General features: G+C 60.3%; 15 protein-coding genes. 4 read left to right on the plus strand and 11 right to left on the minus strand.

The window, feature by feature from the left end:
• Positions 1-30: 30 nt before the first annotated feature.
• Together ptsI and crr are read left to right on the plus strand one after the other, a co-directional pair.
• Positions 31-1,758: a phosphoenolpyruvate-protein phosphotransferase PtsI gene (gene ptsI / locus ACJ8IP_RS09435; protein ID WP_004936461.1), complete on the plus strand. Its 1,728-nt coding sequence runs from the start codon at positions 31-33 to the stop codon at positions 1,756-1,758.
• A 49-nt stretch (positions 1,759-1,807) separates the two neighbouring features.
• Positions 1,808-2,317 carry a PTS glucose transporter subunit IIA gene (gene crr, locus ACJ8IP_RS09440; RefSeq protein ID WP_004936467.1) on the plus strand — a complete coding sequence of 170 codons (510 nt, stop codon included), beginning with the start codon at positions 1,808-1,810 and terminating at the stop codon, positions 2,315-2,317.
• Between the two features lie 76 nt (positions 2,318-2,393).
• On the opposite strand, the gene ACJ8IP_RS09445 is transcribed toward crr, so the two are convergent.
• The 10 genes from ACJ8IP_RS09445 to ACJ8IP_RS09490 all read right to left on the minus strand — a co-directional run bounded on the left by ACJ8IP_RS09445 (position 2,394) and on the right by ACJ8IP_RS09490 (position 11,926).
• A complete protein-coding gene (locus ACJ8IP_RS09445) occupies positions 2,394-3,719 on the minus strand; it encodes an ATP-binding protein (RefSeq protein ID WP_099782511.1) in 1,326 nt (441 codons plus the stop codon).
• A gap of 6 nt (positions 3,720-3,725) precedes the next feature.
• Positions 3,726-4,406: a response regulator transcription factor gene (locus ACJ8IP_RS09450; RefSeq protein WP_033652557.1), complete on the minus strand. Its 681-nt coding sequence runs from the start codon at positions 4,404-4,406 to the stop codon at positions 3,726-3,728.
• Between the two features lie 250 nt (positions 4,407-4,656).
• Positions 4,657-5,538, minus strand: a complete 882-nt coding sequence (gene cysM, locus ACJ8IP_RS09455; protein ID WP_033644334.1) for a cysteine synthase CysM — start codon at positions 5,536-5,538, stop codon at positions 4,657-4,659.
• Positions 5,539-5,618: 80 nt separating this feature from the next.
• Positions 5,619-6,707 carry a sulfate/thiosulfate ABC transporter ATP-binding protein CysA gene (gene cysA / locus ACJ8IP_RS09460; protein WP_033643965.1) on the minus strand — a complete coding sequence of 363 codons (1,089 nt, stop codon included), beginning with the start codon at positions 6,705-6,707 and terminating at the stop codon, positions 5,619-5,621.
• Positions 6,697-7,572 (minus strand): sulfate/thiosulfate ABC transporter permease CysW, encoded by an 876-nt coding sequence (cysW, locus tag ACJ8IP_RS09465; RefSeq protein WP_033643966.1) that lies wholly within the window; start codon positions 7,570-7,572, stop codon positions 6,697-6,699. The genes cysA and cysW overlap by 11 nt, the downstream gene beginning before the upstream one ends.
• Positions 7,572-8,411: a sulfate/thiosulfate ABC transporter permease CysT gene (gene cysT / locus ACJ8IP_RS09470; protein ID WP_164107351.1), complete on the minus strand. Its 840-nt coding sequence runs from the start codon at positions 8,409-8,411 to the stop codon at positions 7,572-7,574. Before cysT ends, cysW begins: the two co-directional genes overlap by 1 nt.
• A complete protein-coding gene (locus ACJ8IP_RS09475; protein WP_164107353.1) occupies positions 8,412-9,434 on the minus strand; it encodes a sulfate ABC transporter substrate-binding protein in 1,023 nt (340 codons plus the stop codon). It lies immediately after the preceding gene.
• 200 nt (positions 9,435-9,634) lie between these two features.
• Positions 9,635-10,534, minus strand: coding sequence for a Dyp-type peroxidase (locus ACJ8IP_RS09480; protein ID WP_198793266.1), 900 nt, complete (start codon positions 10,532-10,534; stop codon positions 9,635-9,637).
• Positions 10,535-10,716: 182 nt separating this feature from the next.
• Entirely contained in the window at positions 10,717-11,304 is a 588-nt protein-coding gene (locus ACJ8IP_RS09485; RefSeq protein ID WP_004936494.1) for an RpoE-regulated lipoprotein, read from the minus strand.
• A gap of 157 nt (positions 11,305-11,461) precedes the next feature.
• Positions 11,462-11,926: a DUF2919 domain-containing protein gene (locus ACJ8IP_RS09490; protein ID WP_072627209.1), complete on the minus strand. Its 465-nt coding sequence runs from the start codon at positions 11,924-11,926 to the stop codon at positions 11,462-11,464.
• A 174-nt stretch (positions 11,927-12,100) separates the two neighbouring features.
• On the opposite strand from ACJ8IP_RS09490, the gene ACJ8IP_RS09495 reads away from it, so the two are divergent.
• On the plus strand, positions 12,101-12,499 hold the full coding sequence (locus ACJ8IP_RS09495) for a YgiW/YdeI family stress tolerance OB fold protein (protein WP_016926776.1): 399 nt from the start codon (positions 12,101-12,103) through the stop codon (positions 12,497-12,499).
• Positions 12,500-12,541: 42 nt separating this feature from the next.
• Here ACJ8IP_RS09495 and ACJ8IP_RS09500 read toward each other — a convergent pair whose 3' ends face one another.
• Complete coding sequence (locus ACJ8IP_RS09500) at positions 12,542-12,967, minus strand: GNAT family acetyltransferase (RefSeq protein ID WP_004936504.1); 426 nt, start codon at positions 12,965-12,967, stop codon at positions 12,542-12,544.
• Between the two features lie 204 nt (positions 12,968-13,171).
• Here ACJ8IP_RS09500 and amiA point away from each other — a divergent pair, with 204 nt between their 5' ends.
• Positions 13,172-14,053, plus strand: coding sequence for an N-acetylmuramoyl-L-alanine amidase AmiA (gene amiA, locus ACJ8IP_RS09505; RefSeq protein ID WP_033652564.1), 882 nt, complete (start codon positions 13,172-13,174; stop codon positions 14,051-14,053).
• Positions 14,054-14,087: the final 34 nt, after the last annotated feature.

Below are 14,087 nucleotides of genomic sequence, written 5' to 3' on the forward strand. Positions count from 1 at the left end.
GTTAACACCAGTCAAGAGTAAGGTAGGGTTATGATTTCAGGCATTTTAGTATCACCGGGCATCGCTTTTGGTAAGGCTCTCTTGCTGAAAGAAGACGACATTGTCATCAACCGGAAGAAAATCTCTGCTGATCAAGTAGAGCAGGAAGTCTCGCGTTTTCTGGCCGGCCGCGCGAAAGCGTCCGAACAGCTGGAAGCGATCAAGACCAAAGCTGGCGAAACCTTCGGCGAAGAGAAGGAAGCTATCTTCGAAGGCCACATCATGTTGCTGGAAGACGAAGAGCTTGAGCAGGAAATCATAGCCCTAATCAAAGACGATCTGGCCTCCGCAGACGCCGCCGCCTACACCGTAATCGAAGGCCAGGCGAAAGCGTTGGAAGAGCTGGACGACGAATACCTGAAAGAACGCGCCGCCGACGTGCGCGACATCGGCAAACGCCTGCTGCAGAACATTCTGGGCATGCCTATCGTCGATCTGGGCTCCATTCAGGACGAAGTGATCCTGGTGGCCACCGATCTGACCCCGTCCGAGACCGCGCAGCTGAACCTGGACAAAGTGCTGGGCTTCATTACCGATCTCGGCGGCCGCACTTCCCACACCTCTATCATGGCGCGCTCCCTGGAGCTGCCGGCGATCGTCGGCACCAGCGACGTGACCAAGCAGGTGAAGAACGACGACTATCTGATTCTGGACGCGGTTAACAACCAGATTTACGTTAACCCGACCGCTGACGTTATCGATCAGCTGAAAGCCGCCCAGAACCAATACATCACCGAGAAAAACGATCTGGCCAAGCTGAAGGACCTGCCGGCGATTACGCTGGACGGCCATCAGGTTGAAGTCTGCGCCAACATCGGCACCGTGCGCGACGTCGCGGGTGCAGAGCGCAACGGCGCGGAAGGCGTCGGCCTGTATCGTACCGAATTCCTGTTCATGGATCGCGACTCGCTGCCAACCGAAGACGAGCAGTTCCAGGCTTATAAAGCCGTGGCGGAAGCCATGGGCTCGCAGGCCGTGATCGTCCGCACCATGGACATCGGCGGCGACAAAGACCTGCCGTACATGAACCTGCCGAAGGAAGAGAACCCGTTCCTCGGCTGGCGCGCCATCCGCATCGCGATGGACCGCCGTGAAATCCTGCACGCCCAACTGCGCGCCATCCTGCGCGCCTCGGCGTTCGGCAAACTGCGCATCATGTTCCCGATGATCATCTCTGTGGAAGAAGTGCGCGATCTGAAAGGCGAAATCGAGACGCTGAAGGCGCAGCTGCGCGAAGAAGGCAAGGCGTTTGACGAGAGCATCGAAGTGGGCGTGATGGTGGAAACACCGGCTGCGGCGGTCATCGCTCACCACCTGGCGAAAGAAGTCGACTTCTTTAGTATTGGGACAAACGATCTAACCCAGTATACTCTGGCGGTAGATCGCGGCAACGAGCTGATTTCTCATCTCTATAACCCGATGTCCCCATCAGTGCTTGGCCTGATCAAACAGGTTATTGATGCATCTCACGCGGAAGGCAAGTGGACCGGCATGTGCGGCGAACTGGCTGGCGATGAGCGTGCTACACTGTTGTTATTGGGCATGGGGCTGGATGAGTTCAGCATGAGTGCGATTTCAATCCCGCGCATCAAGAAAATTATTCGCAACACGAATTTCGAAGATGTGAAGGCGTTGGCAGCGCAAGCCTTGGCACAGCCAACGGCACAAGACCTGATGAATTGCGTCAATAAATTCATCGAAGAAAAAACGCTCTGCTAAACTTCCACGACACTGGAACGCCGCCCAATTTAATGCTTAGGAGAAGATCATGGGTTTGTTCGATAAACTGAAATCTCTGGTTTCTGATGACAAGAAAGACACGGGCACTATCGAGATCGTCGCTCCCCTTTCTGGCGAAATCGTCAATATCGAAGATGTGCCGGACGTAGTGTTCGCTGAAAAAATCGTTGGCGACGGTATCGCCATCAAACCGGCCGGCAACAAAATGGTTGCTCCGGTTGACGGCACCATCGGTAAGATTTTCGAAACCAACCATGCATTCTCTATCGAATCCGACAGCGGCATTGAGCTGTTCGTCCACTTCGGCATCGATACCGTAGAACTGAAAGGCGAAGGCTTCAAACGCATCGCCGAAGAAGGTCAGCGCGTCAAGAAAGGTGACGTCGTTATCGAGTTCAACCTGCCACTGCTGGAAGAGAAAGCCAAGTCTACCCTGACGCCGGTCGTTATCTCCAACATGGACGAGATCAAAGAGCTGATCAAACTGTCCGGCAGCGTAACCGTTGGCGAAACCCCGATCATCCGCATCAAGAAGTAATCGCGAATGAGCAAGATAAACGGCGCCCTCGGCGCCGTTTTTTTTATCCCCTTCGTCGTATCCCAATCTCGCTACGTTATGACGACCAGCGCGGGATACGCAGGGTAATGACCAGCCCCTCTCTGTCGCCGTTGCGCGCCTCAACCTGGCCGCCGTGCGCCAATACCACCTTGCGGGTAATCGCCAGCCCCAGGCCGTAGCCCTTGCCCGACTGCGCCGACTTCACGCGCACGAATGGATCGAAGATGCTCGACAGTTTCGACTCCTCTACGCCCGGCCCCTGATCGCTGACGGCGAGCTGGAACTGGTTGTCGATGCGCGACAGCGCCACCGTCACCCGCTGGCCCTGGCTGGAAAAGCGCAGCGCATTGCGCACGATGTTGTCCACCGCGCGCCGCATCAGCTCCGCATTGCCCTTGACGGTATACTCCACGTCCGACTCGGCCTGCAGCACGATCTCCACGCCGGGCACCTGCGCCTCGTAGCGCGCATCGCTCACCACCGCATCCACCAGGCCGTACAGATCGAAGTACTCCTCGTCCGGCAGGCTGCTGTGTTCGGTGCGCGACAGCGCCAGCAGCTCGCCGATCATTTTATCCAGCCGCCCCGACTCATGTTCGATGCGCTTGAGCGAGGTTTCGACGTTGCCGGCATTCTGCCGCGCCAGGCCGATCGCCAACTGCAGGCGAGCCAGCGGCGAACGCAGTTCGTGCGAGACATCGTGCAACAACTGCTCGCGGGCGCTGACCAGCAGTTCCAGCCGCTCGGCCATGGTGTCGAAATCGCGCGCCACGTCGGACAGCTCGTCATGACGGCGCCGCATTTTCGGGAACAGCCGCACCGACAGATCGCCCTGCGCCACCCGATCCAGGCCGCCGCGCAGCTGACGCATCGGCCGGGTCAGGTTCCAGGCCAATACGGCGCTGAACAGCAAACCGCCCAGCCCGCCGACCCACAACATCGGCGCAGGAATGTTGAAGAAATGGGAACGCCGCTCCGGCCGATACTCTTCCCGCAGCCCGCGCACGTTATAACTCAGCCAGTATCCCTGCCCTTCCCCGGTCTGCACCCAGGTGGAAATCGCTTTCGGCATCCGCCGCCCTTCAAACAGCGGTTCTTCCGGCGCGGGCGGCGGCGGTTGGGTCATCGGCGTTACCGACAGCAGACGCCTGTCGTCCTCGGGCCAGTCGCGCATCAGCGCTTCCAGCGCCGGCATGCCGCCGCTGCGCAATTGGGTGGCTGCGGAGGTCAGCTGCAGGCCGATCGCCCGCCGCGCCATGGCGTTCTCCGGCGGCACATAGCGATCGCCATAAAGAGAAAACGCCACCCACAGGGCCTGCGTCATGATGAGAAAGGTCAGCCAAAAGCCGAGCAAAATTTTCCAGAACAGTCTTCCGCGCATGTCAGGTTACCGGATGCGATAGCCGATGCTGCGCACCGTTTCGATGCTCAGCGTATTGCCGGCCAACGCGCTCAGCTTCTGGCGGATATTGCTGATATGCACATCCACGCTGCGGTCATAGGCTTCACGCGGGCGCCCCAGCCCCTTCTCGGACAATTCGTCCTTCGACACCACGCGGTCCGGCGCGCGCAGCAACAGCTCCAACAGATTGAATTCCGAAGCGGTCAGATCGAACGCCTTGCCGCGCCATTCGCTGCTGCGGGTTGAAGGGTTTAACGTCAGCTCGCCAACGCTGATGGCGGCCTCGTCGTCCGCTTCTTGCGGCCGTTCTTCGAAACGGCGCAGCACCGCGCGCAAACGCGCCACCAATTCGCGCGGATAGCAGGGTTTGGGCATGTAATCGTCGGCGCCCATCTCCAGACCAATCACCCGATCGATGTTGTCACCTTTGGCGGTCAGCATGATGATCGGCAGCCGGCTCTTTTTGCGCACGTCGCGCAGCACGTCGATGCCGCTCATATCCGGCAGCATGATGTCGAGGATCATCGCGGTATAGTCGCCCGACAGCGCGCCCTCTACCCCCGCCTTGCCGGTCAGCACCAGCGTGGCGTCGAAACCTTCGCCCGTCAGGTATTCGCTCAGCATGGTGCCAAGCTCCAGGTCATCGTCGACCAGTAAAATTTTCATGCCTTGCTCCTTCACCGATTTTCGTTATTTTCCCGCCAATTTCGCCGGTCCGCAGCCGGTTTTACTCAATCCTTACACATCGCTTTTGGCGTCTCGTCACCGTTATTGTGGCCGCTGTCGCGCGATTTCTCTACTTCAGTCATGGCATTGGCGCACGGGCAAGCGGTAGCCGCCGCAAGCGGGGCTGCCGTCTGTCGAAAGGAAAGGAGGAAAGGTTTTCCCGACGGAACACACCGCCGGGAGGGCGCGCTCAGCCGAACACGCCGGTTGAAAGGTAGCGATCGCCGCGGTCGCAGACGATCGCCACCACCACGCTGCCGGGGTGAGCCGCGGCGACGCGCAAGGCGCCGACCACCGCGCCGCCGGAGCTGACGCCGCAGAAGATGCCTTCACGCTGCGCCAGCTGGCGCATGGTCTGCTCGGCATCGCCCTGTTCAATATCCAGCACCTGATCCACCAGCTCCGGGCGGAAAATACCCGGCAGGTAAGCGGGCGCCCAGCGGCGAATGCCGGGGATGCTGCTGCCCTCCGCCGGCTGCAGGCCGATGATCTGCACCTGCGGATTCTGGCTTTTCAGGTAACCGCCCACGCCGGTAATGGTGCCGGTGGTGCCCATGCTGGAAACGAAATGCGTGATGCGCCCTTCGGTTTGGCGCCAAATCTCCGGGCCGGTGGTGGTGAAATGGGCGTAGGGATTGTCCAGGTTGTTGAACTGATCCAGCACCTTGCCCTGCCCCTGACGCTGCATCTCCAGCGCCAGATCGCGCGCCCCTTCCATGCCCTGCTCACGGCTGACCAGGATCAGCTCGGCGCCGTAGGCGCGCATCGCCGCCTGCCGCTCCAGGCTCATGTTCTCCGGCATCAGCAGCTTCAGCGTATAGCCTTTCAATGCAGCGATCATCGCCAGCGCAATGCCAGTGTTGCCGCTGGTGGCCTCAATCAGCACGTCGCCGGGCCTGATCTCACCGCGCAGTTCCGCCTGCTGGATCATCGCCAACGCAGCGCGATCCTTCACCGATCCCGCCGGATTGTTGCCTTCCAGTTTGACCCATACCTCGCTGCCCGCCTGGGCGGCCAGCCGTTGCAGTTTTACCAGCGGGGTATTCCCGATGCATTGTTCGAGCGTTGTCACGATCTTTGCCTGTGTGTTGGTGTGCGTAAAGTAAAAAGGCAACCCTGGGGTTGCCTTGAATAAAGGGCTGCTAAAACCTATCAGGCGCTTTTGGCTAACGCAACAGGTTGCAGCAGTTGATCGCCGGCATACAGCCGCGCATTGAGGCTGCCGACGTAATAACGGCCGCCGCGCACCGGCGTGGCGTTGCCTTCCGGCAGCACCACGCTGATCGGTTCCTGGTGCCAGCCGATCGGCTGCACCGTCAACTGCCAGAAATGGCCGCGCGGACTGACTTCCAGCACCTGAACCGGTAGCGGGCAACGTTCGCTGCTTTCGGTCGCCACTTCCATTTCCCACGGGCGCAGGAACAGATCGACGCTGCCCTGGTGCATCGGCTGGAACGACAACGGCCACTGATGCGCGCCGACGAACAGCTGGGAGCCGCGAATTTCGCCGTTCAGGCGGTTCACTTCCCCCATGAATTCCAGCACAAAGCGGCTCGCCGGTTCGCGCATGATGTCGACCGGCGACCCGACCTGTTCGATATTGCCCTGGCTCATCACCACGATGCGGTCGGCCACTTCCATCGCCTCTTCCTGATCGTGGGTGACGAACACGCTGGTGAATTTCAGCTCTTCATGCAGCTGACGCAGCCAGCGGCGCAGCTCTTTGCGCACCTGCGCATCCAGCGCGCCGAACGGTTCATCCAGCAGCAGAATCTGCGGTTCCACCGCCAGGGCGCGCGCCAGCGCCACGCGCTGTTTCTGGCCGCCGGACAGCTGCGACGGATAGCGGGTAGCCAGGTGGCCCAGCTGCACCATTTCCAGCAGCTGAGTGACTTTCTGTTTGATCGCCGCGGCGTTCGGGCGCTCACGGCGCGGCAGCACGGTCAGGCCGAAGGCGATGTTATCGAACACCGTCATGTGGCGGAACAGCGCATAGTGCTGAAATACGAAGCCCACGCGCCTGTCGCGCGCGTGCATGTGGCTGACGTCGGTGCCGTGGAAGCCCAGCTTGCCGCCGCTCTGGCTTTCCAGCCCGGCGATGATGCGCAGCAGCGTGGTCTTGCCGGAACCGGACGGCCCGAGCAGCGCCACCATTTCGCCGGAAGCAATATCGAGCGAGATATCGTTCAATACCTTGGTGCGACCGAAGGACTTGTTGATGCCGTTAATCTCAATGCTCATGATTTTCCTCCCGCTCGAGACGCGCGTTTTGACGTTCCAGACGCCACTGCAGCGCGCTCTTCAAAAATAGGGTAACGATCGCCATCAGGGTCAACAGGGCCGCGGCGGTAAAGGCCCCGACGGTGTTGTAATCCTGCTGCAACAGCTCGACCTGCAGCGGCAGGCTGTAGGTTTCGCCGCGAATCGAACCGGACACCACCGACACCGCGCCGAACTCACCGATGGCGCGCGCGTTGGTCAGCACCACGCCGTACAGCAGCGCCCAGCGAATGTTGGGCAGCGTCACGCGGCGGAACATTTGCCAGCCGGACGCTCCCAGCAGAATGGCGGCCTCATCTTCCTGGCTGCCCTGGCTGAGCATCATCGGCACCAGTTCGCGCACCACGAAGGGACAAGTGACGAAAATGGTCACCAGCACCATGCCCGGCCAGGAGAACATCACCTGAATGTTATGCGCATCCAGCCAGCCGCCCAGCAGGCCGTTGCTGCCGTAAAACAGCAGATAAATCAGCCCCGCCACCACCGGTGAAACGGCGAACGGGATATCGATCAGCGTCAGCAGCAGCTGGCGGCCGGGGAAGGTAAAACGCGTCACCAGCCACGCCAGCAACGTGCCGAACACCAGGTTGAACGGCACGGTGATCAGCGCGATCAGGACCGTCAGCCAAATGGCGTGCAGCATGTCCGGATCGAGCAAATTGCTCCACATCGCGCCGAATCCTTTGGAGAAGGCCTCGGCGAAAATCGATATCATCGGCACCACCAGCAGCAGCGCCGAAAACAGCGTGCCGATGGCGATCAGCGTCCACTTGCCCCAGTTAACGCGCGGGCGCTCGGCGCCGTTGAAGGCGGAAATATCAGCCATCAGTGCCCTCCTCCCAAACGTCTGCCGAAGCGGCTTTGCAATACGTTAATGCTGAACAGCAGCAGCAGCGACGCCGCCAGGATCACCGAGGCGATGGCGCTGGCCGCCGGATAATCGAACTCCTGCAAACGCACAAAAATCATCAGCGAGGTCACTTCCGTCTTCCAGGCGATGTTGCCGGCGATGAAAATCACCGCCCCGAACTCGCCCAGACTGCGGGTAAAGGAAATGGCGGTGCCGGCCAGCAGCGCCGGCGCCACTTCAGGCAGCACGACGCGACGAAAACTCTGCCAGCGCGTGGCGCCCAGCGTCTCGGCCGCCTCTTCGTACTCCGGCCCTAACTCTTCCAGCACCGGCTGCACGGTACGCACCACAAACGGCAGACTGGTGAACGCCATCGCCACCGCGATCCCAAGCCAGGTGAAGGTGACCTTGATGTCGAAGTGCGCCAGCCACTGCCCGTACCAGCCCGTGGTGGAAAACAGACCGGCCAGCGTCAGGCCGGCTACCGCCGTCGGCAGCGCGAACGGCAGGTCGATCAGGCCATCCAGCAGCGCACGGCCGGGAAAGCGGTAGCGCGTCAGGATCCAGGCCATCAGCATGCCGAACACCGCATTGAACAGGCTGGCGACAGCGGCCGCCAGCAGCGTCACTTTATACGCCGCCACCACCTGCGGGTTGGAAATCACTTCCCAATATTGCGCCAGGCTCATCTGCGCCAGCTGCATCACCAGCGCACTGAGCGGCAGCAGCAGAATCAAACAGGTATAAAACAGGCTGCTGCCGAGGCTGAGGCCAAATCCGGGCAGCACCCGCTTACTGGACGACAACGCCAACATTTACTTGCGCCCTGCCGCTAACAGCTGATCCAGCTCGCCGCCGGTGGCGAAGTGGGTTTTCATCACCTGCGGCCAGCCGCCGAATTGATCTTCCACGCGGAACAGTTGGGTGTCCGGGAATTGCCCCTTGGCCGCCGCCATCGCTTTCTGGTCATACACGCGGTAGTAGAAACTGGTGATCACCTGCTGCGCCGCCGGGCTGTAGAGATAGTTCAGATAGGCTTTGGCCGCCTGTTCGGTGCCGTTGCGCGCGACGTTTTTGTCGACCCAGGCCACCGGGAACTCCGCCAGAATATCGACCGGCGGCACGATCACGTCGTACTTGTCTTCACCGTATTGCTTGCGGATGTTGTTCACTTCGGACTCGAAGCTGATCAGCACGTCGCCCAAACCGCGCTCGACGAAGGTGGTGGTCGCGCCGCGGCCGCCGGTATCGAACACCAACACGTTTTTCAGGAAACGGGTCATGAAGGCGCGGGTCTTGTCCGCATCGTTGCCGTCGGCCTGGCTGGCGGCGCCCCAGGCGGCCAGATAGGTGTAACGGCCGTTGCCGGAGGTTTTCGGGTTCGGGAACACCAGTTTCACATCGTCACGCACCAGATCGTTCCAGGTGTGGATACCCTTCGGGTTGTCCTTGCGCACCAGAAACGCCATGGTGGAATAGAACGGCGAGCTGTTGTTCGGCAGACGCGACTGCCAGTCCGCCGGGATCAGCTGCCCGCGATCGTGCAGGATCTGCACGTCGGTGACCTGGTTGTAGGTCACCACGTCGGCGCGCAGGCCCTGCAGGATCGCCAACGCCTGCTTCGACGAGCCGGCGTGCGATTGTTTGATGGTCAGCTTGTCATTCGGATGCTGCTGATTCCATTGCTGTTCAAAGCCGGGATTCAGCGCGACGAACAATTCACGGGAAACGTCATAAGAGCTGTTCAGCAATTCCGCCGCCGACGCGGCGCCGCTCGCCAACAGCGCAGCCGCCAGCCAACCTTTCAGCACGAGATTTTTAACCCGGTTTTGTTTCATTCTGCACCTTATCACTGAGTCATTCCTTCAGGCTTTCGCCTTATTGACGACCAGTGTATTTATAACTCGGTGCGGAGCTGTAACGCTTTTATATACCGTTTAGTGATTTACAAGCATCAAACGCTATAAGGCAGGAAATGCGAGGCGTTTTGGGGCGGGAAAACAGACCGAAGCCGGACGCGCCGGCTTCGGCAACGGCGTCAAAGTGACAGCAAGCGCGTCAGCGATGGCGCAAAGTAGTAGCTGCCGGTGACCGCACGGCTGAAACGCAGCATCGCGTCGCGTTTGCCGTCCAGATCGCCGAACATGCTCAGCAGTTGCTGCTCGATATTGTGCAGGCGCGCGCAATAGGCGATGAAGAACAGGCCGTGCTTGCCGCTGGCGGTGCCGTAAGGCAGGCTCTGGCGCAGAATTTTCAGGCCTTTGCCGTTCTCTTTCAGATCGACGCGGCTGACGTGGGAGGTATCCGGGCGCCGATCCGCCGGCAGCTCTTCGCTGTCGTGCTTGGTGCGGCCGATGATCTGCTCCTGCTGTTCGGTGGTAAAGCGCTGCCACTGGCGCAGGTTGTGCTCGTAGCGTTGCACCAGCACGTAGCTGCCACCAGCGTCCTCTTTACCTTCGGCGATCGTCGCCACTGCCGGGCGTTGGTCGCCCTGCGGGTTTTCGGTGCCGTCGATGAAGCCGCTCAGATCGCGCTCTTCCACCCAGCGGAAACCGTGGGTTTCTTCCTCAATCTTGATGACGTTGCCGAACGCCGCCAGCGCGGCCTGCGCCAGCGTGAAGTTGACGTCGTGGCGCAGCGACTGGATGTGGATCAGCATATCGCGCTGGGTGGCCGGCGCCAGCCCTTTGCCGAGCGGCGTGAATGGCTTCAGCTCTTTCGCGCCCTGGCCGCTGGAGAGATCGTGCCAGACGTCGTAGCCGAAAGCGATCACCGCGCCGAGGCGCGCATCGGGGAACTGCTGCTGCAGCTCGCTCAGCGTCTGACAAAACTGTTTGCAGCCCTGGCGCAAATCGGCGAATTCGCCCTGTACGCTGGCTTCCATAAAAATGGCGAAACGGCAGTGCTCCAGCAGAATGCCGCTCTGAACCTGTGTCATGTTGTTATCCTCAATACCAGAATCCGGCAACAGGTAAGGTATGGCGGTTGACGCGCGGGGTCCCTGTTACAAACGCGCGCTATCATACCGCAAGCACAGGCGATTGCCTTGCAGCAGCGCAAAGAAAATAGGGGTAATGATTTGGACAAGCAGGCGCCGGGAACCGGCGCCCGTTGAACGCGTTACTGCTGCGGCTTGGCGTGCCAAATGATTTTGCTGACCGTCCAGCTTTTCAGGGTGTCGTCCGGCGGGATGATATCCTGCGCTCCGGCCCACTTGCCGCTGAAGATGTAGGTGACGTATTTGCTCTGCTCCGCCACGCACTCCACTTTACCGGCGTCTTCGCCGCTGCCCGGCTTACAGGAGCCAAACGCCTTGCTGTACATGTCGCCGAACGGCGTGCCGAGCTTGTTGCCCCACTCCGTCGCCACTTTCGGATCCAGCACGTCCACCCGCTGCAGGCGCCCTTTCGGTTCGCCGGTGATCACCAGCTTCACCTCGTCGCCGGACAGCGCCTGATAATAAGAGACGATCTGGCCGTTGTTGGTCGCCATGCCGCCGCGCAGGCGGTAGTTGCCGTCCAGCCCGTCGTTGATGGCGCTTTCCGACATCGGCGTGCCGGCGTTGAGCTTGCCGACGCCCTTGGCGCCGACTTCCAGGCTGCTGCCGAACCAGTTGAACGGCGACAGGCTGGACCAGGAGAAGTTGGACATGCTCGAACAGCCGGTCAGTAACAGCGGAAGCCCTAACAACAGGGGGCGAATATTCATCTCTAGCTCCTTAGACATCAATGGCACGGGGCGGGTCACCCGCTCCTGCCGCATTCGGCGTTTTGCTGCGTGCCAGCCTCTCACAACGGCCCGCACTACGCCAACGGTTGCCAGCTTGGAGTGCGGAAAATGCGAAAAGTGCCGCACTTCTCGGCAATTAGTCGGCGCGCTCCGCCGGCGCGAAACAGGCTTTCAGACGCGCATTCAGCAGCAGATAGCTCAGCGCCAGCGCGTCGAGCAGCGCCAACGTCAGCTCCAGCCCCGGCGCATCGCCGTCCTGGCGCCACAGGCTGAACAGCGAGCCGCCGAACGACGCCAGCAGCGAGACAGCCAGCCCCCAGCGCCAACCGCGCCACAGCCGCGGCCATTGGTGGCGACGGCCGCTCAGCAAAAACGCCAGCGCCGCCGGCAGACCGAGCAGCATGCCGAACCAAAAGCGTTGGGTATCCGGATAAAACAACGCCAACAAGCTTTCGCCCTGCTCGCGCGAAGCGCCGGCCATCACGAACAACAGCCAGGTGCGCGCCTGCAAAATCAGCACGGCCCAAAATCCCAGCGGCAGCCGCAGCGCGCCGTGCTGATCGTAATCGTCCGGGGAAAACCGGGGTGAGAATGGCTTCAACGCTCGTTCCTTGCCAACAGAATAAAGACTATGGCTACAGATGGGCGCCGACGATGGGAATTTCAATGCGTCGGCTTAAGAAGCTCTTAAGATCGGTGTGTTTTAATCCTTATCACTTAGCAAGCCCCCGATATCAGCGGGATGTGATTTTCGATAACGATAAGGAAGCGCAACATGAAAAAACTGACTCTGGCCGCTCTGATCGCGCTGTGCAGCGCACCGGTACTGGCGCAACAAGGCGGGTTCCTCGATCCGGCCGCGCCGCAGGCTCAAACGCAAACCACCGCACAAGGTGGTTTCTCCGGCCCCAGCGCGGCGCTGACCACCGTGGACAAGGTGAAATCGCTGAGCGACGACACCTGGGTGATGCTGCAAGGCAACATCGAGCAGCGCATCGGCGACGATACCTACACCTTCCGCGACGCCACCGGCACGCTGACGGTCGAGATCGATCGCAAGCGCTGGAACGGCCAAACCGTCACGCCGAAAGACAAAGTGCAGTTGGAAGGCAAAGTGGATAAAGACTGGAGCAGCGTCGAAGTGGACGTGAAAACCGTCAAAAAGCTGCCGTAATGCGTTGCGGCGGGCGGGGCAACGCCGCCGCCCGCCGCTCGATCAATATTCCTGATCTTCGATCAGCCGCTTGCCCAGGCTGGTGATGCCCTGGATCTCGTAGCCGAGCTTCTCGTACATCTCAACCACCGTGTCGTTGTCTTCGCGCACCATAATCTGGATCTTCGGGCAGCCGCGAGCGATCAGCTTCTTCTCCAGACGATTGATCAACGCATTGGCGATGCCGCGCCCACGATAGTCGGGATGCACCCCGAGGTAATACGCCGAGCCGCGGTGGCCGTCATAGCCGCCCATCACCGAACCGACCACTTCGCCGCCGACTTCCGCCACCAGGAACAGCTCAGGATCGTGGTTCAGCTTGCGCTCGATGTCCATTTCCGGATCGTTCCAGGGCCGCAGCAGATCGCAGCGCTCCCACAGGGTAATGACTTCTTCAAAGTCGTCTTGTCGAAATACGCGAATTTCCATCGATGTTGGCCGCTGTTAATTAAGGTGTTTATCTGATTATCGCGTGATTATTCACTTACGCAATATCAAACTGCGATTTACCGCGCTATTTGCCCCGAAATCGCCGGTAACAGGCGTAATAAATGGAAATAGTTATCGGGTCGATTAATGATTATCAATACGATATAACGTCGCGAAATAGAATCGTCGATGGAGCGTTGCGTAATGAAAAAGCAGGGTAAACAATTCCTCAATTTTAAGCCGCTTGCCGTTTCCCCGACGCGACGCCAACTGTTGCTTTCCGGCCTGGCGGTAGCGCTGTTCGGCGTGAAAAACCCAAGCGCCAAGGCGGAAGGCATGCTGCGCAATCAGCACAGCAAACCGGCGGCGAAACCGGCCGGCGGCAAAAAGCGGGTGATGATCGATCCCGGCCACGGCGGAATCGACTCCGGCGCGGTCGGCCACGAAGGTTCGCAGGAAAAACACATTGTGCTGGAAATCGCCAACCACGTGCGCCGTTTCCTGCATGAGCACGATCACATCGAGGCGCGCCTGACGCGCGAAGAAGACGAATTCATTCCGCTGTTCCAGCGGGTGGAGATCGCCCACCAGCACCAGGCCGATCTGTTCATTTCCATTCACGCCGACGGTTTTACCAGCCCGTCGGCCTCCGGCGCTTCGGTATTCGCCCTCTCCAACCGCGGCGCCAGCAGCGCCATGGCGCGCTACCTGTCCAACCGTGAAAACGCCGCCGACGACGTAGCGGGCGGCAAATACAAGGATCAGGACAACTACCTGCAGCAGGTGCTGTTCGATCTGGTGCAAACCGACACCATCAACAACAGCCTGACGCTCGGCCGCCACGTGCTCGGCCAAATTCGTCCGGTACACCATCTGCACAGCGACAGCACCGAACAGGCGGCGTTCGCGGTGCTGAAATCCCCGTCCATCCCCTCGGTGCTGGTAGAAACCTCGTTCATCACCAACCCGAACGAAGAACGACTGCTGGGCACCACCGCGTTTCGCGAGAAAATCGCCCGCGCCATCGCGGACGGCATCGTCAACTTCTTCGACTACTTCGACGCACACCAACGCAAACCCCGCTGATGCCGCGGGCGGCGAATAAGAGTATACTCAGCGC

Source organism: Serratia sp. CY52157 (assembly GCF_052168495.1).
GTDB lineage: Bacteria > Pseudomonadota > Gammaproteobacteria > Enterobacterales > Enterobacteriaceae > Serratia > Serratia ureilytica.

Excerpts from the sequence above, each read along its gene's own strand:
- ptsI (WP_004936461.1), top strand. The coding sequence starts at position 31 with ATGATTTCAGGCATTTTAGTATCACCGGGCATCGCTTTTGGTAAGGCT.
- crr (WP_004936467.1), top strand. The coding sequence starts at position 1,808 with ATGGGTTTGTTCGATAAACTGAAATCTCTGGTTTCTGATGACAAGAAA.
- ACJ8IP_RS09445 (WP_099782511.1), bottom strand. The coding sequence starts at position 3,719 with ATGCGCGGAAGACTGTTCTGGAAAATTTTGCTCGGCTTTTGGCTGACC.
- ACJ8IP_RS09450 (WP_033652557.1), bottom strand. The coding sequence starts at position 4,406 with ATGAAAATTTTACTGGTCGACGATGACCTGGAGCTTGGCACCATGCTG.
- cysA (WP_033643965.1), bottom strand. The coding sequence starts at position 6,707 with ATGAGCATTGAGATTAACGGCATCAACAAGTCCTTCGGTCGCACCAAG.
- cysW (WP_033643966.1), bottom strand. The coding sequence starts at position 7,572 with ATGGCTGATATTTCCGCCTTCAACGGCGCCGAGCGCCCGCGCGTTAAC.
- cysT (WP_164107351.1), bottom strand. The coding sequence starts at position 8,411 with ATGTTGGCGTTGTCGTCCAGTAAGCGGGTGCTGCCCGGATTTGGCCTC.
- ACJ8IP_RS09475 (WP_164107353.1), bottom strand. The coding sequence starts at position 9,434 with ATGAAACAAAACCGGGTTAAAAATCTCGTGCTGAAAGGTTGGCTGGCG.
- ACJ8IP_RS09480 (WP_198793266.1), bottom strand. The coding sequence starts at position 10,534 with ATGACACAGGTTCAGAGCGGCATTCTGCTGGAGCACTGCCGTTTCGCC.
- ACJ8IP_RS09485 (WP_004936494.1), bottom strand. The coding sequence starts at position 11,304 with ATGAATATTCGCCCCCTGTTGTTAGGGCTTCCGCTGTTACTGACCGGC.
- ACJ8IP_RS09495 (WP_016926776.1), top strand. The coding sequence starts at position 12,101 with ATGAAAAAACTGACTCTGGCCGCTCTGATCGCGCTGTGCAGCGCACCG.
- ACJ8IP_RS09500 (WP_004936504.1), bottom strand. The coding sequence starts at position 12,967 with ATGGAAATTCGCGTATTTCGACAAGACGACTTTGAAGAAGTCATTACC.
- amiA (WP_033652564.1), top strand. The coding sequence starts at position 13,172 with ATGAAAAAGCAGGGTAAACAATTCCTCAATTTTAAGCCGCTTGCCGTT.